Here is a 23,648-nt window from a genome sequence, read left to right as displayed (position 1 = left end):
ATTATGAAGAAGAAAAAAATGACAAAAAAACAAAAGGTGCGTTTGAGTATTATCGCTGGTGTGTTGGCAGTTGTCTTGTTAGTTGGAGCTTATATTTTTTCACAAAATCGCAGCTCTAGTGCTGAACAAACTAGTGACTACCAAACAGTTACCCTAAAGAAGGCTGAGGACTTAACCTTCAATGGTGCTGTTACAGCCTCCGATACGCAAGACTACAATCTTGATTCAACCTTGGGTAAAATTACTCAAGTTCACGTAACAGACGGTCAGCAGGTGGAAGCGGGCGCTGTTTTATTAAGCTATGAAAGTCCTGAATATCAATCACAGGTTGATGAACAGAATAATGGGATGAGCAAGCTGAACTTAGCTTTGTCTAATGCCCAAGAAAGCTTAGGAGCAGCTCAAGCCAAGCAAGCTAAAGCGAATCAACAGTTGAATGAAGCCATCACTAACTACAACAACACAAATGAAAATAGTAGTGAAGAGGCGGCTATGAAGAAAGAGCAGTATAAGGGTGAAATCACTCAATACGAAAGTGCTTTAGAAGCTGCCAACGATGCTGTTCTCCAAGCCCAGCAAATGGTTGAGTCAGCACAGGTAGACTTGCAGTCGGGTAACCAGTCAATTGCCAATCTGCAAAACAAAGCACATACTACAGTTAACAGTACAACTAGTGGTATAGCTTATGTAAATGAAAAAGGTAAAACGGATCCTAGTGTTGCAGTGGTTCAAATTGTCAGCTCAGACGTGACAATCGAAGGCAAGGCTTCTGAATATGATTTCCAGCGGCTGCAAAAAGATCAGCGAGTAACGGTTAAACCGGTAACTTCCGATGAAGAAATTCCAGGAACGATAACTAACGTTAGTCAATTGCCGGAAGCGGCCGCACCTGCTGCGAATAGTTCACAGGGTGGAGCCAGTGCCAATTCAGTTTCAGTTGCCAATTATGATTTCACTGTAAAACCAGACAGACCGCTTCAATACGGCTACAACGTTCAAATTACGTTGCCTTTGGATGAAGTTCGTTTGCCAAGCAATAGTATTGTAGAAAAAGATGGTAAGCAATATGTTTTCGTAGTTAAAAACGGTAAAGCTAAGAAAACAGAAGTGCAGACAGAAGAACGCAACGGTTTCTTAGTCGTTAAAGCAGGTGTGAAAGCAAAAGATCAGATTGTTTCCAATCCTGATGACGAGTTAAAGGATGGTCAGGAATTGGCGGTGAATTAAATGATCGAGTTGAAAAACATCAATAAATACTACCGATCAGAAGAAGAGACACTGCATGTATTAAAGGATATTAATCTATTTGCAGATGCCGGGGAAATGATTGCGGTAATGGGGCCTTCTGGATCAGGAAAATCAACCTTGATCAACACCTTGGGGTTCATTGACACCAAATTTGAAGGGGAGTATTTGTTTGAGGGAGAAAACTTAGTGACCTCATCAGATGATCGTTTATCCAGAGTTCGCAACGAAATCGTCGGCTTTGTCTTTCAAAATTTCAGTCTAATCGAAAACAATACCGTCTATGAGAACGTAGAGCTGCCGCTATTATACAGTGGTTTAGGTTTTCATCAAACCAAAGAGCGGGTAATGACCGCCTTGGAAAAGGTTGGTTTGGCGGATAAGGCAGAAAAGCATCCGAAGCAATTGTCAGGTGGTCAACAGCAGCGGGTAGCGATTGCTCGAGCACTGATTAATCAGCCGAAGTTTTTGATTGCTGATGAACCGACAGGCGCCTTGGATACCCATACTTCACAAGAAATTATGGAGCTGTTTAAGGAGTTAAACCGCAAGGAGGGGGCAACGATTTTCATGGTTACCCATGATCCAGAGGTTGTTCCTTATTGTACTCGTTTAGTTTCGATTCGTGATGGAGCGATTATCGAAGACAAGGCGGTGGTCAGCGAATGAAGCTATACGTAAACTGGCGATCCTCATTAGGATCTATTTTCAAAAATAAAAAACGCAGCTTTTTGACGATGTTTGGGATTATTATCGGGATTGCAGCGGTTATTGCCATTCTTTCGATTGGTAAGGCTTATGAAAAGCAAATGATCAGTGCACTGTCTTCTGGTGATTCCGATCGTTTGGAGGTAAATCTGCAATTTACACCCGATGACTGGAACCTGTATAATTCAAATATGGATTTGATACCCAAAACAGATTTCACTGCTTTAGAGCAAATTCCTGGGGTTGAATCGATTGAATATCCTTTACCCGATTATACTTCGGATATGTACTATTTCTCGCAAACTTTGTCAGTTCGTGGAAAAACAAAGGACTATCGTCTTGGAATAAAAGATGGAGAAGGTACTGAAGCCGTTGCTGGTCGAGCGCTAACTTCATATGATAATGAAACCATTGAGAAAATTGTAACCATTGATGAAGGATTGGCTGAAGAGCTATATGGTGGCAGCGAGCAAGCTATTGGTCGCGGAATTACGATGGATAAAGGTGCAGTGATGACGATTGTCGGTGTATATCCTAAGGTAGAAGGAGACACCATGTTTTCTAATGGTGCAGCTGCTATCGAGATTCCACTTGAAACTTATAAACAAGTTTTCGGTAACTCTGAAGATACTAGCTCGATTACTTTGGTTTTATCTTCAGGGGCGCAAATGAACAAGGTCGCTGATAAAGCTATCAAGACCCTGGAAGAAAAGGGTATGATGCGTGACCTAGGTAAGTATTCAGTTTCCAATATGGCGATGATGACCGATGAAATCAGCAACATGATGAGTACCATCACTGTCTTCATTAGTTCCGTTGCCGGAATTTCACTCTTTATTGCTGGAGTCGGCGTAATGAATATGATGTATATCTCGGTTTCTGAACGAACCAAAGAGATTGGGATTCGGCGTGCGCTAGGGGCAACTCGGGGAGCAATTCGGACTCAGTTCTTGCTGGAAGGCATGACCTTGACTCTAGTCGGAGGGATTATCGGCTATATCGTCGGTATGATCCTAGCTTATGCTTTGGGCTCAACCATGGAACTTGAGGTAACGATTGATCTGTTCACCGTGTTACTAGCAGTCGGTGTTTCCAGTGGTATTGGCCTAGTCTTCTCGGTAATGCCAGCTTCTGAAGCTGCCCGGAAAGATTTGATTGATATTTTACGTTAAAGCCAAAAGTCCAACTGTCAAAAGTTAAATTGACAGCTGGACTTTTTTTGTGAATAATAAAGAGACAACCAAAAAATAATGAAGGACTGTGAGGGTTTGCTATGGAAAAAGCCAAACAGCATCAATTGTTAAAATTGATCGAAAAAGACTGTCGGTTAACAACACAAGAATATGCCATTATGCTAGGGGAAGAAGAGAGCATTGTGGCCGCGGAGATTAAACGTTTGGAAGACGCCAAAGTAATTGCCGGCTATCGTGCGTTAGTTGACTGGGACAAGGTGGAAGATGATTGGATCGAAGCCTTGGTCGAAATCAGCACCTTGCCACAAGGTGAAGATGGCTACAAAAAAGTTGGCGATACCATTCGCAAGTTTCCAGAGGTAGAATCCTTATACTTTATCAGTGGCGGATTTGATTTTATCGTCTTGGTTCAAGGACGCAATATCAAAGAAATCTCCAAATTTATTTCGAGTAATTTAGCACCAATTCCAGAGGTTACCGGGACAAGAACCCACTTCCTGCTGGATAAATTCAAGCAATGGGGAATTGATCTGGAGGACGATAATACGGATCACCGGATCATGGTGTCGCCATGAGAAATTTCTTAGCGAAACAAATGGAAGACATCCAGCCTTCAGGTATTCGAAAATTTTTCGATATTGTTTCTGAACAGCCGGATGCAATTTCTTTAGGGGTTGGAGAGCCCGACTTTGATACACCGCGTCATATGACAGAGGAAGGCATTCGTTCGCTGCGAGAAGGTCGAACATTTTATACCGCAAATGCTGGGTTGTTACCTTTGCGAGAACGAATTAGCGAATATTTAACGGAACGAGTGGGTGTGAAATATCGCCCGGATTCAGAAGTAATTGTAACTGTTGGCGGAAGTGAAGCGATTGACTTAGCGCTGCGAGTCTTTATTGATCCAGGCGATGAGGTAATTATCCCACAGCCTTGTTTTGTTTGCTACGAGCCAATTACCCAAATGGTTCATGGCAAGGCAGTTACCATTGATTTACAAGCCGAAAATGAGTTCAAACTTACACCGGAACAGCTGGAAGCGGTCATTACAGAAAAAAGTAAAATCTTGATTCTGTCCTATCCGAATAATCCGACTGGTGCGGTAATGGATCGTGAATCCTTAATTAAAATTGCGGATGTAGTGAAAAAGCATGATTTGTTGGTTCTATCAGACGAAATTTATGCGGAATTATTGTATGATGAAGAATTCGTCAGTATTGCTTCATTACCTGATATGCGAGAACGAACGATTGTCATTAACGGCTTTTCTAAAGGCTTTGCGATGACTGGCTGGCGCTTAGGCTTTGTGGCTGGACCAGAAATGTTTATGCAGCAAATGCTGAAGGTCCATCAATACATCATCATGGCCGCTCCAACCGCTAGTCAGTATGCGGCGTTGGAAGGCTTGAAGGATTGGCACGATACAGTTGAGACAATGCGAGTTTCTTATGAGGAACGTCGCAACTTTCTGCACCACGAATTGACTCGAATTGGTTTGCCTTGTTATCGGGCAAAAGGGGCCTTCTATTTATTCCCGCAGGTTAGTCAATTTGGTATTACCAGTGAAGAATTTGCTTTGCGGCTATTGGATGAAGAGAAGCTGGCGGTTGTCCCTGGGTCGGCCTTTGGTGATAGCGGAGAAGGATTTTTACGATTATCCTATGCGTATTCGATTGATGAATTAAAAGAAGCCGTTAAACGATTGGAAAGCTTTGTGACGAGATTGCAAACAAAATAATAGCAGCCTGATTTTTTCACGCCTTAGTGAGAAGATCAGGTTTTTTTCTGCAAATTTTTAAAACTTCCATATAGATTTGACGATTACTTGATAATCTGTCAAAATTAGATGTTATAATGTGAACAATTGGGAATTTGACTATAAGCAGCCATTTAAAGCAGAAAAGGTTTTACGATGACTGCTCACTGTCTGTGAGAAGAAGCAGGCACAGAAAAAAATCTTTCGTTTGGAGACAGCCAAACGAAAAGTTTGAAAGCAAAAATAAAACTATTGATTTACGGTTCTGCGGTTGTCAGGAGGGAATTCATGATTGGATTGACTATGCTATTTTCCATAGTATTAGCCTTATTGTTTATCCATGAGATGGATGCCATCCGAAATAAAGAATGGCAAATGTTTATTGGGCTGAAGGATTTATCTGATGAAGCGGCCTATCGACTTTTTTTGCTTTTGCATCTTCCGTTGTACGTGATTGTTTTATTTTTAGTGATTCATGGGTCAGGAAAGATGGGATTCTATTTAGTAGATATGTTTTTGATTGTGCATACGATCATCCATTATCTATTCCGAAAGCACCCGAAGAACCAGCTGACAAAGCGGCTTTCTAGAGTAATAATTAATTCAGCAGGATGTCTTGCACTTATGCATTTAATTTTGTTTAGCTTAGGGTAAAGATTTTTTAAAATGACTAACTTTTGAGGGACAAGGAGGAAACAGCTTGACCAAGAAAATGATCGGTTGGCTATTTCTAGGGATACTGGTTATCGGTTCGGTTTCGTTTGCCGGTTATCGGATTTATCAAGACAGAGTAGTAGAGACGCAGAATGAACGAAAAGAAGCCTTCAATCAAAAATTGAAGAATTTGTACAGCGACCAGGAGTCTGGCTACTTTGCCAAAGAATTGAGTGAAGATCAGTTTGATCAATTGGCTAATGAGGTCAATGGTGCCGGTGAGGCGAAAACCGTTGAAGCGATTAAGCAGGCCAAGGAAAACTTTTCGATTCAGCAACAAATGAATCAATTATTTGAATCGAATGTACTAAACGGAATGGAGCTGTTAGCCCACCCGGTATTAAAATCGCCAGACAGTGAAAATACGATTCCTGATTTGGAGTCGCGGCTGCAGGAAAGCGATGCAAAGGATATCAGCTGGGGCCAGGACATCCAAATGATTTTGTCGATTGCCAAGGAGCAGGCAGAGAAGTATAAAGCCGCTGATCAGTCAGTGACGACTTTAACCAGCAGTAAAAGTATTTCCTTATCTGATTATTTAGGCACGGTGCAGGCAGTGGCTTTGTTGCCGGAAGGAGATTACAAAAAGGATCTTCTAGCTAAGCTGGAACCAATTCGTACCAAGCTAAGCGACTCTAATGAGCAATTCGCGGCGAAAATGCAACAGGACGAAAGTGCGATTGCTTCAGCAGCAGCCAGCTATCGTCAACGTCAAGCTAAGGTGCTGGAGGAAAAAAACAAGGAACTGCAAAAAATCCAAAAAGAAGTGGATGAGAAGCAGAAAACCTATGACTCTTATGCTCGCATCAGTCAATCGCGTGCGGACAGCATCAGCCGTTCTAAAGCGGCGGAAGAATCTACAACCGAATCCAGTTCTTCAACCAGTGGATCAAGTTCTAGTTCAACCACTCAGCCAAGCTCAAGTGCAGCTGATTAACTTAACTATTAAAGCAGTAAGCAGCCGTTTCTCAATCAAGAGGAGCGGCCTTTTTGTCATTCAAGCCTAAAAACTTGAGGAACAATTGACACTTGATTGACTTCCGCTTGATTTTTCTACTTTAGACTAATCAGCAAAGGAAGTGATCGAGGTGAACATTCAATCAAATGATCGTTTAAAAGATTCATTTCAGAAAAAGGAAGGCGCTATTCTCTTCATCCCTGAACAATATTTCTTAGCGCTCCAAGTAAATGATTGTTCAGCTAAATTTGATTTGGCCTTGAGAGCAGGCGTACTGAAGTATCTTAGTCAAAGAATGCGATTGGTTTATGAAAAAGAAGTTGGTACGACAAAAGTACCTCAATGGAAACCAAATGCTGTCTTCTCTTTGGAAAAGCAACAATTGCTGCCCAAATTTGAGGACAGGTCAAAAAGTAGAGACTGTACGTTACTGGTTCGTCAGCCAGGGTTTCTCACAGAATCCTTTATCAAGGAGGCCTACAAGGAAATTAAACGTAGCAACTGCCACCCACTTTTTGAAGAAATAGAATTTGTCACTACCGGAAGCCGTCTGTGCAGTCAAATAATTCATAGCGGATCAACTGAGAAGCTAGCTGAGTCCTTAGCTCTGTTGGATCAATTTGTTCAACAGCATCATTATGAATATGCAGATCAGTACTTTCGGGAAATTGACTTAGTGGGGAGTAGTGGACAAAAAATTTTGAGGTGCAATGTTCGTGTAGTAAATTCTGCGTAAAACTAATTCACCAATAAACCTGGCTATAGTAAAATGACTAGGTTAGAAGGCTTGTTGTTTTCGCTAGTTGACATTGCTTTTCGAAAAGGCAGGGAGAGATCCACATGCAAATCCGTCTAGCAGTCACTAATGACATTCAATTCCTTGACCAAAACGATCCGCATATTGGCAAGCAGGAATTGTTGAACAGTATTCACCTAAATCGTGTCTATATAATAGAAGAAAACCGTCAAAAAATTGGCTGGCTACGTTACAATTATTTCTGGGACAGCATCCCGTTTATGACCATGCTTTACTTTTTTGAAGAGTATCGCGGCCATGGCTATGGTCGCCAGGCTGTTGAATTCTGGGAGTCGGAAATGCGGGTGCTTGATCATGAACGAGTCATGACCTCCACAGTGTCGACGGAGTTTGCCCAGCATTTTTATCATAAGCTAGGATATGTTCCGATTGGCGGATTTACACCATTAGGAGAGCCTTACGAAATTATGCTGGAGAAAGTTTTTGGATAAACTGTAAGCCGTTCTTTCAGAAATGAGAGAACGGCTTTTTTAGGTTGCCTGTAATTGGTTTTCGCATAATTCATGTAAGTATTTTTCAATATTGTCTAAATCTTTTTGGGAGATGCGGGCGCGAACGATTAAATGTTTTTGTTGAGGAGCAGGCTGCTTTTGGTAAAAAGGCACCGTGCTTAGTAATAAATCTGCTTCTTCAGGCGTTTCGACAAACTTAAGTGCGTAACGATTACTGTAATAAAAGTTAAGCTTAACCTTCAAGTATTGTTTAAATGAGTCACTGTTTTCCGAATAAACATAGATTGCAATTTCTGGTAATAGTTTGTCCATCGGCATAACCGAGATACAGATGGAAAGGCTGAACATGCGAAACATCTCTAGTTCTGGATCGGATAGTTGTTTTGACCATTCCGACCAAAAAGTTGCGAAGCGTTTTAAATAAAGTGGATACATTTCAGTTAGATCATCTAGGCCGACAAATGCTTGAAGGGTTGCTAGAAATGTACTTTTTAATGGGAAAAAATGCAGAGTCAAGGTCAGCTGATCCAATTTTCTGTAAATAAATTGTTCCTCTTCTACACTAAGCGGTCGGAAATATTCTTGAAATAGACGCACCCAATCCTGTAACGCTGGAGCAGGTACTGATTGTTCTGGCTTTATGGGCAGCTGAAAATTTTCCGAGAAGGAGCAATAAACAACGGTCAATAAAAAATTCCAGTCTTGCGTCGACCAGTGAACTAAAAATGCTGGTGGTTCAGGATAATTTAACAGATTCATCCTGCTTAAATCAGCTTTAGAAAGCTGGAGTATCTTCCCTTTTGCAAGAGCCGACTGAGTAATCAACACCCAATAAGCAAAACGTTCAACTAGAGTCAAATCACCTGATACATTTAAGTATTTCGCTATATCTTCGGCTAACTGATAGCTTGTGTCCAACGTGGTCATGTTGGGGATAGTAAAGAACTGTCGATGCATACTGCGTAGAAAAATATAGTAGAATGCACGGACTTTTGATTCTGGTCCCTTTAAACTCAATTGTTTAGCACAAGTAATCCGTATATCAAAATCAGAAATTTCGCGGTTAATATCTTTAACCTTTCGCTTTAAACTAGATTCACTTATGCCATGATTGATACAAAACAGGACAGTCGATAGCTTTCGTTTCAACAAAAGTGTTTGAAGAATTTCACTGGCCAAATCTGACGAATACAAATAATCGTAAAACAACTGCAAATTATCCGACGAACGAAATAGTGTAAGGGTGGTACCCTGCTTTTCTTTTTGAATAGCGATGGAGCAGGAGCGATCAGGATACAGCTGTTCCATCAGATCTGCCAGCTCTTGGCAAATGACCTGTAAAGTACCTACGCTAGAAGTTTGGACGATGTCTACTAATTCTTTATATGTAAGGGGCTGGCTTTGCTGATCCAAGGCATCAACAATTTTTCTTTTTAGTAAAGTATTTTTATCAAAACCGAAAATACAAATCACCTCATTTCAATCTTATCGAGCTTTAATAGTAGTAATAGTTTAAGAATATTTCAATTTAGACGAGTTGTTTTTATGTCTTTTGACGAAAATTTAGAGAAATCCAAAGAAGTTTTGGAACTGATTTCATTCTTTTAAACTAGGAAAAAGAACTAAAAAAGGTCAAATTCGCAGCTTCAGCAGCTGTGAATTTGATCTTTTTTTTGGTAGAAGTGTGATTAGAATAAAATGAGCTTCGTTAGTTTGAAGTTATTATTGTGAGATGAAACTTGAGAAATCAAACTTTAATTCCCTAGTTATAACGAAACTTGCTTTTTTATGTAAAAAAGTTATAAAACTAGAAACATTATTTTGTTAGCCTATTAATGAAAGGGGGGAGAGCATGAAACGAAAAATAGGACTGGTTCTTTTGATAATTTTGCTGATGATACCTAATACGATTGCTATTGCTGCGACTGAGGATACTGCGACGTCTTCTTCAACGGAGCAGAAAGAGACAACTATTTCGTCCCTTAGTGAAGATCCTTTGTCCACCGTATCTTCAAGCGAAGTAAATAAGAATACAGCTTCTACAGCTGAAACTGAGGAGCCGAAAGAAAGCAAAGAAACGGTTGCTTCAACCGAGAAAGAAGATGAAATCGACCAACCACAGGAAGAGGCAACTACTCGAGCTGCTGTGCAAACTTTAGCTGCGGGTGAAGTCGCTGTGAGCGATTGGACGAGTTTTGTGAATAGCGTCAGAGATGAGACGGTGACTAAAATTACACTTACAGCAAGCTTTACTAGTACTACGCTTAGTGATGGCCGTCTTTCTACTTATACGCGTCGTAACAACCTTGAAATTGATGGTCAAGGACATCGAGTGGATTTCAGAGATTCTTCGATCTGGCTGGGAGCACCAACTAGCACTACCGGTTCCTTTCATATGCATGATATCGTTTTGAACCAGCAATATCTTGGAGCATATTCCGAAGATATTGTGGGGACTAGGCTGAATTATGCTAATGGTGGAAAGTGGCGCTATCGTTTTGGAAATGTGACGACCGAACCAGGAGTTCAGCGTTTAGCACGGGCATCTTATGGTGAAGTAACTGTTTACGGAAAGATGAACGTTGACACCCGAGCTGAAAATTTCTATCTGGGAAGTTTTATTATGGAAGATAACACGGTTTACACGGGCAATGTGAATTATTATGACTTCTCTGTTTTCTGGTATAACGTGATAGCTGCCAGCAGTTCAACGGGGGCTTCTAGAGAATTCACAATCGGTCAAAATTGTCGGGTTAATATCACTCAAAGCCAAACTGGGGGAACCACCTATCCGGCAGTTTATCTATATTATCAACGGCTAACAGTTGGGGAGAACAGCGTATTTAACGTCAATATGCCAGGGAATGCTGTGCGCTTTGATGAAAATGGTTCAGGAATGATTATCAAACCAGGCGCTGTGGTGAACTTGACCAGTAAACAAAATTCCGGGGCAGTGGTTGCTTTTTCTAACAATAATACGTATTTAGAAGTAAATCCTGGCGCTTATTTTTACGTAATCGGTCGAAGCAGCCAACCTTTGATAAATATGTCATCCAATGGGGTTGGCTCAGCATCTGTTCGCTGGCAAAACACTCGGATGGTCTTAGATTCACCAGCACAATACGATTTGCGGAATCTTTATGATGGCAGACAAGCAGTTCAGGTGGCGATGGGCAACTATGGGGATAATTCCTTTAAGATAATCGATTCAGATATTGATCTATGGAAGCTAAGTACACAGCCATTAGGTCCATCAGATGAGACTCATGCCAAAGTAGCTAGCTTTGAAGTAACAGGAAATGGGACTGCTCAAACAGTCACTACATCTGAAACAGGTCTTGCAAGCTTCAAGCAGGGGAACTATCGTCGAATTTCTGGGATGAATCAGAATCCAACCATCGAATGGACACCAATTACAGATGCCGACAAAACATTACAGGCACGAGTAATCATCGGCATGGTTCCTGATAACAATGGTTCAAATAGTGACGGAGAGATTAATTATATTCCAGTTTATGCGTCAAGTAAGCAAGCGATTGTTACCTTAACGGATTCCTATGGAAAAGTGGTTTCTAATTTGGCTACCGATCAGAACGGCTATATTTCTTATCAAGCTGAAACCTTTCAAAAAGCGGGGAAATCAGTTTCTGGTATTGCTGAAAGAGGGCCTTGGATCACCGAGTCGCCCGTCGCGACAACGGTAATTGATGTTACGCCGCCGGAACCAGCGAAGATCAATGATGCTGCGAAGATTGAAAGTATTACACCTAAACTTACTGGTACAGGTGAGCCAAACAGTATCGTTACTTTGACAGTCAATGGCAATGAGGTAAGTGGTCTTTCTAGTACCGTAGCAGCAGATGGCTCTTGGACACTGGACATTTCACATTTAGCTTTAAAGCAAAATGACGTTTTGCAGGTCTTTTTACGGGATCAAAGTGGACGTGCTAACGGCATTGATAACCCGCCGGCCACAAACAACGCAGTTGGGAATATTCAGCCAGCAGCAGATATGAATTATCGTGATGCGACATTTAAAGCTGCTTCAGCTGTTACCTTAGTAGGTTATCTAACCTTGAGAGAAGTACCTGAGCAATTCAATTTTGGCTTGAATGATATTTCAAATAAAACAGAAACCTATCAACCACAAATTAGTGGCAAGCTGGAAATATCGGATTCTCGGAGCGATGCTCATAAGCCTTGGCGAATTACGGTTAATCAATCAGAAGAAATCAAGCTGGGAGCTGTTTCTTTAGTCGATTCACTTTACTATACGTCCCAATCAGGTGATTTGCCCATTAATACGGGAAATCAAGTCATCGAAACAGGCGAGTTTACTGAAGACGGTATTCAAGATATTTCGGCAGATTGGCAATCAGCTGGGGGCTTTAAATTAGTTGTCCCGCCTGAAAAGCAGCGGGTGGGCACATACTCCGGTAAATTATCTTGGAAATTAGAAGATGTCCCGGGAAATTAGGTGATGACAATGAAAAAAATAATTTTTACCTGTATCGCACTTTTCTGCTTAACCAGCACACCTGCTTACGGTGAAGTAAATTATGATTCCAATGGGCAAACGGGATTTTATGGTGTTTATGAGTATCCAGAAAACCAGCTGCCGACAAAAGACGACCTACCTAAAACGGCTGCTGATTCGGATAGCTCAATGAGCGAAAGCAGAGAGAACATTCAAAATGCTTTGCCATCTTATGAAGGAAAAGGTTCTATTTTACCGCGGACGGGTGATCGTTCGTCTTCATTTACTACAATTGCAGGAATCGCTTTGTTGGCATTTGTCGGTTTCAAACTAAAGCGAGGAGGGGATTTAACTGAAAAAAGCAGTCATTCTCCTCGTGGGTAGTCTATTTTGGGTGAACAGTCCAGCGTTTGCAGAGGAATCCAAAACCATTCTTTCCTATCAAATAAATACCAGTACGGTTATTCGACCATTGGATCCATTGGCACCTGATCCAACTAAACCGATTGTGCCGAAAGACCCCATCGATTCTTCAGGGCCTGCCCCTGGGACTGGCGGCATTCATTCGATTGATTATGCTTCAAGCTTTCAATTCGGCAAGCAGAGTATCACAACAACTGACCAAACCTATTATGCACAGGATTTGAACTATCAAACAGCAGATGGTACTCCAAAAAACGGGCCCAATTTTGTTCAAGTATCTGATCTTAGCGGAACAGGCAGCGGCTGGATACTCAGTGTAAAGCAGGATGAACAATTTCACACGAGCACTAATCAAGAGTTAAAGAATGCCGAATTGATTTTTCTAAAAGGTCAGGTTGTATCCAATGTGGATCAAGCCTATGCTCCGCAAGCCCAGGAGAAAGTTGTTTTCCAATCTATTGGTGAAGAAAAAAATGTTGTTACAGCAAATGAAAATCAAGGAATCGGCACTTGGATTTATCGCTTTGGTCAAGCTCAAGGGGATCAAGCGATCCAGCTAAAGGTACCAGGAGGTTCGGTAAAATACGCAAAGGAATACCGGACGTCTTTAACCTGGTCAATCAAGAATGTACCAGGAAATGAATAGGAGGAAAATCATGAAAAAGAAACAAATGATTACGACAGCTGCGGCGACTATTTTAGCATTTACCACTCTTGGTGGTGCTGCGACTTATGCCGCTGAAAGCAGTGAATATACATCAAATGGGGCGGTTAAGTTCATTCCCAATACTGATCCAACACCACCAGTTAATCCGGTTGATCCAGATCCTGACAAGCCGGTGAAACCTATCGATCCGACTGATCCAGATGGTCCAAAACCAGGAACAGATGGCCCATTGTCTATCGACTATGCGTCATCATTGGACTTTGGATTAAACAAAATTTCCAATAAGGACCAAACCTATTTTGCTCGGGCACAAGCCTACGAGGGAGATACACCGGCATCGCCAAACTATGTTCAAATTTCTGATAATCGCGGGAATAATGGCGGTTGGGTCTTAAAGGTTAAACAAAATGGTCAATTTAAAGCAGCGACGACTACCTTGAATGATACCTTAACTGGAGCAGTTATCACGCTAGACAAGCCGACTGTTGCCAGCAATTCTACAGCTGTAGCACCAGTAGCGGAAAAACCAATCACGTTAAATCCGAATGGCACAGAATCGGTTGTTCTATCCGCAGTAAAAAATACTGGGGCAGGTACTTGGGCGAACCGTTGGGGTACAGTGGAAGACGTAACCGAAAAGGATGCCGAGGGTAAGGATGTACAGGCAAACGTTACTAAGGATGTTTCCTTATTTGTACCAGGCAGCACACCAAAAGATGCGGTAAATTATAAAACTACGTTAACTTGGAATCTTTCAGATATACCAGAAAATGTTTAGAGGAGCGAAATCATGAAAAAAATTCACTATTTGACAATCGCGGCAGTAGCCTTAGCTGGGTTAGCCGTACCAGTGACAAGTCTAGCAGCAGACGGCGGACAATATACCTCCAATGGTGCGGTGACGTTTGAAGCAAACACAGATCCAACTAAACCAGTGGATCCAACAAATCCGGTGGACCCAATTAAACCAGTGGATCCAACTGATCCGAATGGTCCAAAACCTGGAACCAATGGACCATTATCCATCGATTACGCGTCAAGCTTAGATTTCGGCACACAAAAAATTACGTCTACCGATGAGGTCTACAAAGCCAAGGCGCAAAAATATTTAGACAAAGCCAATGCCGAGAAGACAGGTCCTAACTTTGTTCAAGTCACCGATAATCGTGGACTGGAAACAGGCTGGAATCTGCAGGTGAAGCAAAACGGTCAATTTAAGACAGCCGAGAATCAGGAATTAACCGGTGCTGCAATTACCTTCAAAAATGGAAATGTAGTGACAAACTCTAGCTCAGAAAAACCTGCGGGACAAGCAACGATCAAATTGTCTCCTGACAATGCTTTGACAAATGTTATGTCTGCGGCAGATGGTCAGGGCGCGGGCACTTACTTATTGGCATGGGGAACCGATGCGGCTACTGGAGCTGAAAGTATTGAACTGGCTGTGCCGGGTTCGACCACTAAATATGCAAAACAATACAAAACGACATTTACTTGGGTGTTAGCTGATACACCACCAGCAACCGATCCAATCCAATAATAACGTAAGAAGGGATGTGCTTTTTGCATCCCTTCCTTTGACTGAAAGGAAGCAATGATGAAAATTTTAAAAAGAATTGTACTAAGTATTTTTTTGCTAATCGGCATAGGTTTATCGACTAGTATTACCGGTGAGGGGGCGGAATTTAGTTTTGCGGTTACGCCACAAATCCCTGACAACCAAATTGATAAATCCAAAACGTATTTTGATTTACAGCTTGCACCGGATCAAAAACAAGAATTAACCGTCAATTTGCGGAACGATACTGATCGTGAGGTGGTAGTCGAAGCTCAAATTAATAGTGCCACTACGAACAGCAATGGTGTAGTTGAATATAGTGCCAATGAGATTGCTCCAGATTCATCCTTGAAATTTAACTTAAAGGATTACGTGGAAGCAGCGAAAGAAATAACCTTGGCACCTCATTCGGAAACCGACTATAAACTAAATATACATATGCCAAACGAAGCATTTGAAGGAATTATAGCAGGCGGTATTACGTTCCAAGAGAAAAAAGCAGAAGAAACCACTACTTCTAGTGATGATTCTTCTGGTTTAGCAATTAAGAATGAGTATTCTTATGTCGTTGCCTTGTTGATGCGTCAAGGGACAGAGAATGGCTCGCCAGATTTGAAATTGTTAAAAGCAGGAGCAGAACAGGTCAATGCCCGGACCTTGATCTACGGGAATTTGCAAAATCCTAGTCCTGTTTATTTGAATCAATTAACCACTCACATGACTGTTACTAAGCAAGGAAAAGAGGAGGTAATTTACGAGAATACACAAACAGGTATGCAAATGGCGCCCAATTCTAACTTCAATTTAGGCCTGCCCTTAAATGGTGAACGATTAAGTCCCGGAAAATACCTGCTGAAAATTGATGCTTATGGACAAAAGGATGAAGCAGGAGCATTTACCTATCCAAACACAGATGGTCAAAAGGAAAATTATCGTTACAATTGGCAGCTGGAGAAAGAATTTGAAATCAAAGCTGACGAGGCTCGAAAACTAAATGATAAAGATGTGACGGTCAAGCAGGACTTCACCTGGCTGTATATCCTAATTGGCATCCTGTTGCTGTTAGTGATCATTATAATTATTTGGTACAAAAAGAAACATGGGAAAAAGTAAATATTTCCTAGTGATTATTTATTGGGCTGCATTATTTCTCCTTTGCTTTCCGATGATAAAACAAAGCCTGTTGAGTTACAAATTAACTAAAGTTTCTGCCGTTCAAACGAAGGTGGTTGACCAGCCATTAAATCAAGCCGAAGCTGTTCAACCGCCAACTTTTTCAGAAATAGCAGCTTTTCAAGGGACGGATCAGCCAATTAGCGCCAAGCTGTTAATTCCTTCAGCTGGCTTTGTCGTTTCGATCTATCCGGCAATTACTCAGGAAACGTTGTTAGCTGGAGGAGGTATGCTGTTTCCCGAACGGCGTCCAGAAAAGGACAACCTAGTTTTGCTGGGTCATCACCTAGGAAACCAGCAATTACTATTTGGGCAGCTGTTTTCTTTAACTAAAAAAGACAATATCTATCTTTATTATGCCGATGAAGTCTATCATTATCAGGTGACTGCCACCAAGGTAATTAAAGAAACCGATCTTAGTGTATTAGCTGAAACCCCTAAGCCACAGTTGACGCTGATAACCTGCGATACGCCAAGACAAACCGATCAGCGATTTGTGGTCACCGCAGATTTACAAAAAAGCTCACCCAGAACTAATCAAACAAATAAAACCGAAAAGAAGCTGGAAAAAGTCACTACTAAAAGAAATAGTCAAAACATGTGGCTAGGAATTGGGTTGTTTTTTAGCTTGGCAGCCCTAGGAACCTTGATTATTTTAAGGTTATTACGAGAGGAGGAAGCCCAATGAAAAAACGGGTAATCATTCATTCAGTCTCATTATGGATGGGCGCGTGCATTTTCTTATACTCCAATTATTCGTTAGCTGCAACAAGGATTTATGATCCGACGAACCCTAATGAAACTATTACCCCTATTCCTAATGATGAACCGCAAAAAGCTCAGGAATCAGCAGCTGAAATTATTTATCAATCAACGGATTCATCGGAGCCTAGAGAAACCAGTGAATCTTCAACAGTGGAATCAGCCACTAAAGTGACCAAGGAAGAACAAACTAACCAACCAACGGGTAAATCCGATGAGAACGCTGAAAAAGCTGTTTCTAAAGAGAATAAGCCCCAGAAAAAAGCTGAAAAAAATCAGCAATCTGACAAAATATGGACCTTTATCCGCCATTCACAAACCCCTTTGATGTTAGACGACAGCTTTTTCAATGAATCACCAGCAACTATGTCTGAGCCATTTTCAGGTGGTGAAGCAAGTGGAGGCAGCGAATTTAGTCAAACGGCGTTGAGTGCGTATCTATTATCGGGAATTGCGCTGTACGGAGATCCTGTGACTATTGGTGAGAAAAAGCTGAGTGATTATTTTGCTTGAGCAATTTTTGGCAAAAGAGGAATGGCGGAAGTATCGAATTCTGGGATTGTTAGAGCGAAGTCCATTTTTTTCTGTTGCTAAGCAAGAAATTATGGATCAGCTAGAGATTTCTAATTACGTCTTAAAAGGAGTCATCGACGCACTGATTTATGATCTAAAAAGGTATCAGCTGGACCAGGCGATTCAGCTGATTGATGAAGATCCATTTATTCAGTTGAAAATCAGTGGAGAAGCCAGCTCGGAGTCCTTACTGGAAAGCTATGTGAAGGATTCTTTAGGGTTTAAGCTGTTTTGCAGTGCCTATCTTCAAAAATATAATTCAGTAAATGACTTTTCAGTTAGAGAGCTGATTAGTTATCCAATTGCTTATAAGGAATATAAGCATCTAAATCGCTTTTTGAAAGAAAAGAAGCTTCAGATCACACGAAAGTTTCAGCTAGTCAGTGAAGATGAACAAGGCTTACGACTGCTGCTTACGGAATTATTCAGTCGGATTTTTAAGGATGAATTGTCTATTTATACAGGCACCGACACCTATTTAGTAAAACAGCAGATTGCGGCTTTGTCAGCAGAAGACTTTACGCGACATCAACGAACTGAGTTAATTCATTACAGCTATGTAAGTGATACACGTATAAGGCAGGGGCATTATTTAAAAGAGACCATTCTACCATTATTAAATGGAGAGACCCAAGAACAGTTATGCCTCTCTTATTTCTTTTCACGTTTACCAGAGTCGTTTGCGGCACCTGAGAAACGAGCCTTTACTAATTTTTATCTCACTCGTTCGGTTAAGCTAGTTGATCAAGTGACGGTTTGGAGTGACTGGATAAAAGATTATAGCCAGCAATTCATTACAGCCTTAACCGAGGCCTTTCCCGTAATCGCAATTCATCCGGAAAAGCTGGCTTACTTTAACCAGCGCTTGGATTTCTTGCATCTGCAGCTTAGTGAACTGAGTTTAGGCTATGAGGCGCTGCAGCCAGCGATCGACATCAGCTATTTTCAGCAAAACTATCCTGAAATTTTAGTATTTTGTCGACAATACATGGAATCGATGAAGGGAACGGCTTTGTATGATAAAAAGAAATTCGTCTTTTTTAATTATTTGTTGCTGATTGTGACCACCTTTCCCAAGGAGGCACTGTTGCACACGGTAAAAATTTATACGGACTTTTATTATGGAGAACTATACAACCAATTTATCGAAGGAAATTTGGTTTTCTTTCAAACCGCAGGAGCGAGTACAACTGATAATATAGAAGAAGCCGATATCCTGTTGACAGACAACCGAGCATTGGGGGAAAACAGTCCGTGTGAATATGTCGTTTGGCTGTCGCCGCCGCGGCCGTTGGATTGGGCTAATTTAGGTCAAAAAATTGTTCAGCAGCGTTCGAAAAAGTATTTAGCAGACGAAAAAGGGGATTAGCCAGCGGCTAATCCCTTTCTTGTGATTCACTGGAACTACTAGAGCTGCCAGAAGTATTGGAACTGCTGGAAGGTCGGGTAGTGTCACGAATATTCAGTTCTTTTTTCAAATCCTCAATTTGTTTATCCAAATCTTTGCTTTGCTCTTCGTTAGCGGTAATCTCGCCTTCAACACGATCAACATCAGAGGTCAGCGCAGCTTTTTCTTGCGCATACTGTGCTTCCTTCGTACGATAAACGCTAGTGTACTGGTTAGATAAGGTTCCGCCAGCCGGCTCTACGTTTTGGATCAACGCCCAAACCTGTTGCGCATATTGATCAAAGGTTTTCCAGTTGTCCTGTGTGTCAGTCACAATTAATTCGAACTGACTCAAGGTTTGAATCCGATCAGCCAACAGCTGGGTACTGAAGCTGGAAGCCTCTGATACCATTGGACTGTTCAGCTTTTCAGCAATCAGTTCATTGGCCTTGGTTTTGGCTAAGGCATCAATGTTCTGCGTTGTAGCCAGCAGCGCATTCGAACGCGTCGCTAGTACTTGTTTGGCTTGACTGGAGCGCGTAACCAGCTGACCATTTTGGTTCGTTACTGAAGCCGGCATTTGGAAATCAACATCTTCTTTGCCGTCGTTTAACAAATCCATCGCTTCCTGGAAAATCTGACGGGTCGCTTTACCCACCGAAGTATTATCCTGCGGCTGCGGTGTATCATCCCCCGCCCAAACGGCTACAGTGTAATGCGGTGTTGCTCCAACCGTCCATAAATCCTTGGCTTCATCCGTTGTACCGGTTTTAATTGCCCAGTATTGATTGTGAGCCAGGTTTGTATCAGTCGCTGTTCCATCTGCATCTTGATGAACAGCCTTCATGGTATCAATTGTTAAATAAGCAGCATCTTCACTGTAAACTTTCCTTTGTGGGGCATCGTTTAGATTGAAGACTTCCTGATCATTGTCTTTACGTTTAATACTTTGAATATTGGTTGGCATCCGGTAATTTCCTTGGTTCACCAATGTAGCAATACCACTAGCCATTTCTTGGGTGGTGGCACCATAGGTCATCCCGCCGACAGCGATAATCGGGTTATCATCGGCAACGTCCAAGCCAGTAAATTGCATTTGAGCGAGAGGCTGATAGACCGGTTCTTGCAATTCCGTCTGATTATCCATCGCTAATTTGTAAGCTACCACGTTGGAGGAGATTGCCAAGGCATTCCGCAAGGTTAAATTGCCCCGTGATCCCATATAAATATTATTCGGATAGTTATTGTTTGGTCGATCATCCGATACGGTACTAGTTTCTAGAAGCCCGCGTTCATAAGCTGGCGCATAGGAGACCAGCGGTTTGATCGCAGAACCTGGCTGACGGTAAGAAAGAAACGCCCGATTGTAGGTATTGCCTTCTTCACCACGGCCGCCAATACTTGCTACAACACTGCCAGTAGCATTATCAATAACGGTCATCGCTGCCTGCTTCACGTGAATATTCTTTTCAGGGTCCATATCTGGCCAGCTTTGCATGACTCGGGTAACGATTTCCTGCAGCTGCTGGTGAATCGTCGGATCGATTTTGGTTTGAATTTCATAACCGCCAGACAAAATTCGTTGATACACTTTGTTGTAGGCGTCTTGATATTCTTGATTGTACCGATCTTCTTCTTCCTTACTGTCGAACTGGTACTGGAAGCGGAAGTCCTGTTGCTCCATCAAAATTTTGGTTGCTGAATCGACTGCTAAGGCAACCTCGTTATCACCTAGATCATTATTTAAGGCATCCGAATGAATGCTGGCAGTGAAATCATCTTTTACTGCCTTGTCATGATCTGCTTGAGTAATGTAGCCTTGACTTAACATTTCGTTCAGGATCGTTTTCCCACGTTTCAAGGCATTTTCCTTGTTACTTACTGGGTCATACAAACCAGGATTGTTGGTAATTCCTACCAAAACAGCTTTTTCCAATAAACTAGTATCATTAATGGATTTATCGAAATACACCCGAGAAGCCGCGTTAATTCCGTAAGCTCCGTGGCCAAAATACACGTTGTTCAAGTAGTACTCAAGGATCTGCTCTTTGGAAAACTTCTGTTCTAAGGACTGAGCCATTACCATTTCCTCAACCTTACGAGAAATAGAGACTTCCGGTGTTAAATAAATGTTCTTAACCAGCTGCTGGGTAATCGTAGAAGCTCCCCGAACCCCACGGCCTAGAACGGCATTTAGTCCTACCGTCAGCAATCCTTGGGTATCTACCCCATGGTGCTCATAGAAACGTTTGTCTTCAATCGAAATTAAGGCCTGAGAAACTAAAGGGTCCATATCCTTGTAGCTTAAATAATCCCGTTCCTGTGTTTTCAGTTCCTTTAATGTTCCGCCATTCACATCTAAAATAGTCGTGGGACGAAATTGCTTAAAGTCACTTTCTTGAATCGATTTCGCTTGCTGCTGTCCTGCATCTACCGCAGCAGTAATGACCTGGCCATATTGTCTGAAAAAAAACACGCCAGCTGCCACTAAGGCAATCACCATTAACGTTAGAGCGGCTATAGAAATTTTGGTTACTCTGGAAAGTCCGCTGCCTGATGGCTTTTTAGACTTAGTATTATTGTTTCGTTTATTTCCTGTTTTTTTCGGTTTCGGACGCTTTTTCTCGCCAGACAAAAGTGGCAGGACCTGCTTTTGCTTGCTTTCTTTCTTGCGTCGATCTTTTCTTCGTTCTGCCATGTAGCTCCCTCAAAAAATCATTTTCTTCTAGTTTAATAGATAACAGCGGGAAAGACCATGGAAATTGTCGCTTTACTATCAAAAATTTAGAAAAATTAAGTAAAATTCCACATTAATATGCCAAGAAGGCTTGACGAAAAGAGGAAATGTCGCCACAATGAGAAAGGAAAACAAAACGAGGTGAAAAATGAAAACCACAAAAAAATGGTTAATCTTTTGGGGCATTCTAGCCGGTTTATTTGTCGCAACCTTTGCTATTATTTTAACGGGGAATTTTCCTCAGTTTACCATTCCCTTTAGTGTGTTTGCCAGTGATGAAAAGGAACAGCAGCAGGCGGAATTGCCGAAGCTTCCTGCATTGGCGTTAAAGGATGTGAATGACCAAGAGCTGTTAAATGCGCAAACGGATAAGATTAACGCGTTAAATGAAGGCCTGCAGCAGCCAGAAAGTATGGCAAGCTCACAGGATTTGGAACATATCTTTTTAACCGTATTTGGCAACGTTGCTGATAAGAAGCTTGTTTATGAGCTATATCGCAAAGTATATCCAATGATCAGTTCTGAAGAAGCGGCCTTTGTCCAAGTAGGACTGCTAGGCTTTGGTCAAACTTTGCAAGACGAAGATGTTGTCACAAATCAGCGGCAACAGTGGACCTTTACCACAGCCGATGGAACGAGAAGAGATTATGTAGCGGATATTACTTTTAATACAGAAGAGCTGTTAAGCATGTCAGTGGCTGACAGTACGGATACCACAGCCTTACTAATCACAGCCGATGATACTTATCTGGATCGTTCAGCGGACTTTGAAACAGTTTGGTCAGATGTGATTGCCAAGGGATCGGACGAACGACTGTATCAGCAAATGCGTAAATCAGATTTAAGTCCTGATCAAACCGAATTTGCTGCATTAGAGAAAGAAGTACCGATTAAGGATAAAGCAGGCTTCTTTGATCTTTATGTAGCCACTCGAGGCGACCTGCGACAAGCTTATTTAAACAGCTTCCAGCATTCCAATAGTCCCACAGATGGGATTACAGATTATTACTTCCGAGTTCCGACTTCTGAAAAGGATGCCGATACCTACAAAGTTGAATACGATCGATTGCAGCAGAAAATTAATTCAGTTGCTAAGCAATAAGTACAAAAGCTGAGCAAGGTAAAAAACTTGCTCAGTTTTTTGTTTAAGACAAATAAGCAGGCGTTTAAAAGACTTTTCGAAATGTGTAAAACAGAATTATCGTAATCAATTGGTTAACTAATTGATTTCTTTACTGATCTATTTGTCAGCGAAGACACAAAAATAGACACTGACAAACATAGACTTTTCTTGACTAACTCAGAGAGTGAAAGTAAATTATTTTTGTATCAGTGGCTAATAAAGATATTCGATACTTGAAACGACTTGCTAGCTAAGGAAGGAGCAATATTTTGATTTCATTTTTAGTAATCCTCATGCTGCTTTATTTTATAAAAGAGCAATTCTCTTATGGAGCCGTTAATAAGGTAACCTATTATTTTTTACCACTATTTTCTTTATTGCAGGTAGCGTTTCACTTTCATTATTCACGAAATAATTTAGTTGTTTTACTCTTCTGTTTTTTGACGGGTTCCCTAGTGGGTTATTATCAAGCAAAACATGCAAAGATAAGGCAACATTTAATACCAGTGTATGTTTACTTTGAAGAAAATGGTAAAAAAAAGAATATCTATAAAAATCAGGTGGCAGTAAGAGGAGGTACACACTACTTGATCGGTTGGTGTATCATCTTTGTTATTCAATTAGCTATCCAACTAATTTTGACAGCAAATAAAGTGCAATTGGGTTCTACTCTTTATGAAGAATTACTTGAAGACTTATTTTCTATTTACAGACTGCAAGACTTTGAAAAAGGGGCACAAAATTGGTTTACGTGGTCTCTATATGGATTTTCTAGTTTATCGTATCTTTTATACTTGTGCAAAAGAAATATAGCGGTTAAAGAAATCCTTTTTCATACAAATAAAGAGATAATAGAGTAGTTATGCTCTCTGTCAGGGAAGACTAGTTGGTAAAAAATACTTAGCTAAAGAGAACCTTTAATTCT

The 23,648-nt window shown here is 41.3% G+C and carries 22 protein-coding genes; 20 read left to right on the top strand and 2 right to left on the bottom strand.

Features of this window, described 5'->3' with window-relative positions; translation table 11 throughout:
* Positions 1-3: 3 nt before the first annotated feature.
* From I588_RS02000 to I588_RS01960, 9 genes are all read left to right on the top strand, one after another.
* A complete protein-coding gene (locus tag I588_RS02000; protein WP_010757266.1) occupies positions 4-1,227 on the top strand; it encodes an efflux RND transporter periplasmic adaptor subunit in 1,224 nt (407 codons plus the stop codon).
* Entirely contained in the window at positions 1,228-1,914 is a 687-nt protein-coding gene (locus I588_RS01995; protein WP_010757265.1) for an ABC transporter ATP-binding protein, read from the top strand.
* Positions 1,911-3,125, top strand: a complete 1,215-nt coding sequence (locus tag I588_RS01990; protein ID WP_010757264.1) for an ABC transporter permease — start codon at positions 1,911-1,913, stop codon at positions 3,123-3,125. The genes I588_RS01995 and I588_RS01990 overlap by 4 nt, the downstream gene beginning before the upstream one ends.
* Before the next feature lie 101 nt (positions 3,126-3,226).
* The gene (locus I588_RS01985; RefSeq protein ID WP_010757263.1) at positions 3,227-3,721 is read left to right on the top strand and encodes an Lrp/AsnC family transcriptional regulator; all 495 of its coding nucleotides are present in this window, start codon (positions 3,227-3,229) and stop codon (positions 3,719-3,721) included.
* Positions 3,718-4,884, top strand: coding sequence for an aminotransferase class I/II-fold pyridoxal phosphate-dependent enzyme (locus I588_RS01980; protein WP_010757262.1), 1,167 nt, complete (start codon positions 3,718-3,720; stop codon positions 4,882-4,884). Before I588_RS01985 ends, I588_RS01980 begins: the two co-directional genes overlap by 4 nt.
* A 306-nt stretch (positions 4,885-5,190) precedes the next feature.
* Positions 5,191-5,556, top strand: a complete 366-nt coding sequence (locus tag I588_RS01975; RefSeq protein ID WP_010757261.1) for a DUF6713 family protein — start codon at positions 5,191-5,193, stop codon at positions 5,554-5,556.
* Positions 5,557-5,602: 46 nt separating this feature from the next.
* Positions 5,603-6,553, top strand: a complete 951-nt coding sequence (locus tag I588_RS01970) for a hypothetical protein (RefSeq protein ID WP_010757260.1) — start codon at positions 5,603-5,605, stop codon at positions 6,551-6,553.
* Positions 6,554-6,704: 151 nt separating this feature from the next.
* A complete protein-coding gene (locus tag I588_RS01965) occupies positions 6,705-7,310 on the top strand; it encodes a hypothetical protein (RefSeq protein ID WP_010757259.1) in 606 nt (201 codons plus the stop codon).
* Between the two features lie 104 nt (positions 7,311-7,414).
* On the top strand, positions 7,415-7,822 hold the full coding sequence (locus I588_RS01960) for a GNAT family N-acetyltransferase (protein ID WP_010757258.1): 408 nt from the start codon (positions 7,415-7,417) through the stop codon (positions 7,820-7,822).
* Positions 7,823-7,861: 39 nt separating this feature from the next.
* Here I588_RS01960 and I588_RS01955 read toward each other — a convergent pair whose 3' ends face one another.
* Positions 7,862-9,316 (bottom strand): helix-turn-helix domain-containing protein, encoded by a 1,455-nt coding sequence (locus I588_RS01955; RefSeq protein ID WP_010757257.1) that lies wholly within the window; start codon positions 9,314-9,316, stop codon positions 7,862-7,864.
* Positions 9,317-9,695: 379 nt separating this feature from the next.
* Between I588_RS01955 and I588_RS01950 the strand changes: the two genes are divergently transcribed.
* From I588_RS01950 to I588_RS01910, 9 genes are read left to right on the top strand one after another with little or no spacing between them, the layout of a single operon-like run.
* Complete coding sequence (locus tag I588_RS01950; protein ID WP_010757256.1) at positions 9,696-12,320, top strand: pectate lyase-like adhesive domain-containing protein; 2,625 nt, start codon at positions 9,696-9,698, stop codon at positions 12,318-12,320.
* 9 nt (positions 12,321-12,329) lie between these two features.
* A complete protein-coding gene (locus I588_RS01945; RefSeq protein ID WP_010757255.1) occupies positions 12,330-12,704 on the top strand; it encodes an EF2685/EF0750 family sortase-dependent surface protein in 375 nt (124 codons plus the stop codon).
* A complete protein-coding gene (locus tag I588_RS01940) occupies positions 12,697-13,389 on the top strand; it encodes a WxL domain-containing protein (protein WP_010757254.1) in 693 nt (230 codons plus the stop codon). The genes I588_RS01945 and I588_RS01940 overlap by 8 nt, the downstream gene beginning before the upstream one ends.
* Before the next feature lie 10 nt (positions 13,390-13,399).
* Positions 13,400-14,188 (top strand): WxL domain-containing protein, encoded by a 789-nt coding sequence (locus tag I588_RS01935; protein ID WP_010757253.1) that lies wholly within the window; start codon positions 13,400-13,402, stop codon positions 14,186-14,188.
* Positions 14,189-14,200: 12 nt separating this feature from the next.
* Positions 14,201-14,950 carry a WxL domain-containing protein gene (locus tag I588_RS01930; protein ID WP_010757252.1) on the top strand — a complete coding sequence of 250 codons (750 nt, stop codon included), beginning with the start codon at positions 14,201-14,203 and terminating at the stop codon, positions 14,948-14,950.
* 57 nt (positions 14,951-15,007) lie between these two features.
* Positions 15,008-16,081: a WxLIP family cell surface protein gene (locus I588_RS01925; RefSeq protein ID WP_010757251.1), complete on the top strand. Its 1,074-nt coding sequence runs from the start codon at positions 15,008-15,010 to the stop codon at positions 16,079-16,081.
* Positions 16,068-16,829 carry a class A sortase gene (locus tag I588_RS26320; RefSeq protein ID WP_010757250.1) on the top strand — a complete coding sequence of 254 codons (762 nt, stop codon included), beginning with the start codon at positions 16,068-16,070 and terminating at the stop codon, positions 16,827-16,829. Before I588_RS01925 ends, I588_RS26320 begins: the two co-directional genes overlap by 14 nt.
* Positions 16,826-17,416, top strand: a complete 591-nt coding sequence (locus I588_RS01915; RefSeq protein WP_010757249.1) for a hypothetical protein — start codon at positions 16,826-16,828, stop codon at positions 17,414-17,416. The genes I588_RS26320 and I588_RS01915 overlap by 4 nt, the downstream gene beginning before the upstream one ends.
* Positions 17,400-18,845, top strand: a complete 1,446-nt coding sequence (locus I588_RS01910; RefSeq protein ID WP_010757248.1) for a helix-turn-helix domain-containing protein — start codon at positions 17,400-17,402, stop codon at positions 18,843-18,845. The genes I588_RS01915 and I588_RS01910 overlap by 17 nt, the downstream gene beginning before the upstream one ends.
* Positions 18,846-18,852: 7 nt before the next feature.
* Here the strand turns inward: I588_RS01910 and I588_RS01905 are convergent, their stop codons facing one another.
* Entirely contained in the window at positions 18,853-21,561 is a 2,709-nt protein-coding gene (locus I588_RS01905) for a transglycosylase domain-containing protein (protein WP_010757247.1), read from the bottom strand.
* A 187-nt stretch (positions 21,562-21,748) separates the two neighbouring features.
* On the opposite strand from I588_RS01905, the gene I588_RS01900 reads away from it, so the two are divergent.
* Together I588_RS01900 and I588_RS01895 are read left to right on the top strand one after the other, a co-directional pair.
* A complete protein-coding gene (locus I588_RS01900; protein WP_010757246.1) occupies positions 21,749-22,702 on the top strand; it encodes a hypothetical protein in 954 nt (317 codons plus the stop codon).
* Between the two features lie 290 nt (positions 22,703-22,992).
* Positions 22,993-23,583, top strand: a complete 591-nt coding sequence (locus I588_RS01895; protein ID WP_010757245.1) for a hypothetical protein — start codon at positions 22,993-22,995, stop codon at positions 23,581-23,583.
* The last annotated feature ends 65 nt before the right edge of the window (positions 23,584-23,648 follow it).

The sequence above is a fragment of the Enterococcus pallens ATCC BAA-351 genome, from assembly GCF_000407485.1.
GTDB lineage: Bacteria > Bacillota > Bacilli > Lactobacillales > Enterococcaceae > Enterococcus_A > Enterococcus_A pallens.
Note: the sequence above shows the minus strand (reverse complement) of the source record. Positions and strands in the feature narration are given on the sequence as shown.

Coding starts and splice junctions, on each gene's coding strand:
- I588_RS02000 (WP_010757266.1), top strand. CDS start 4: ATGAAGAAGAAAAAAATGACAAAAAAACAAAAGGTGCGTTTGAGTATT.
- I588_RS01995 (WP_010757265.1), top strand. CDS start 1,228: ATGATCGAGTTGAAAAACATCAATAAATACTACCGATCAGAAGAAGAG.
- I588_RS01990 (WP_010757264.1), top strand. CDS start 1,911: ATGAAGCTATACGTAAACTGGCGATCCTCATTAGGATCTATTTTCAAA.
- I588_RS01985 (WP_010757263.1), top strand. CDS start 3,227: ATGGAAAAAGCCAAACAGCATCAATTGTTAAAATTGATCGAAAAAGAC.
- I588_RS01980 (WP_010757262.1), top strand. CDS start 3,718: ATGAGAAATTTCTTAGCGAAACAAATGGAAGACATCCAGCCTTCAGGT.
- I588_RS01975 (WP_010757261.1), top strand. CDS start 5,191: ATGATTGGATTGACTATGCTATTTTCCATAGTATTAGCCTTATTGTTT.
- I588_RS01960 (WP_010757258.1), top strand. CDS start 7,415: ATGCAAATCCGTCTAGCAGTCACTAATGACATTCAATTCCTTGACCAA.
- I588_RS01950 (WP_010757256.1), top strand. CDS start 9,696: ATGAAACGAAAAATAGGACTGGTTCTTTTGATAATTTTGCTGATGATA.
- I588_RS01945 (WP_010757255.1), top strand. CDS start 12,330: ATGAAAAAAATAATTTTTACCTGTATCGCACTTTTCTGCTTAACCAGC.
- I588_RS01935 (WP_010757253.1), top strand. CDS start 13,400: ATGAAAAAGAAACAAATGATTACGACAGCTGCGGCGACTATTTTAGCA.
- I588_RS01930 (WP_010757252.1), top strand. CDS start 14,201: ATGAAAAAAATTCACTATTTGACAATCGCGGCAGTAGCCTTAGCTGGG.
- I588_RS01925 (WP_010757251.1), top strand. CDS start 15,008: ATGAAAATTTTAAAAAGAATTGTACTAAGTATTTTTTTGCTAATCGGC.
- I588_RS26320 (WP_010757250.1), top strand. CDS start 16,068: ATGGGAAAAAGTAAATATTTCCTAGTGATTATTTATTGGGCTGCATTA.
- I588_RS01915 (WP_010757249.1), top strand. CDS start 16,826: ATGAAAAAACGGGTAATCATTCATTCAGTCTCATTATGGATGGGCGCG.
- I588_RS01905 (WP_010757247.1), bottom strand. CDS start 21,561: ATGGCAGAACGAAGAAAAGATCGACGCAAGAAAGAAAGCAAGCAAAAG.
- I588_RS01900 (WP_010757246.1), top strand. CDS start 21,749: ATGAAAACCACAAAAAAATGGTTAATCTTTTGGGGCATTCTAGCCGGT.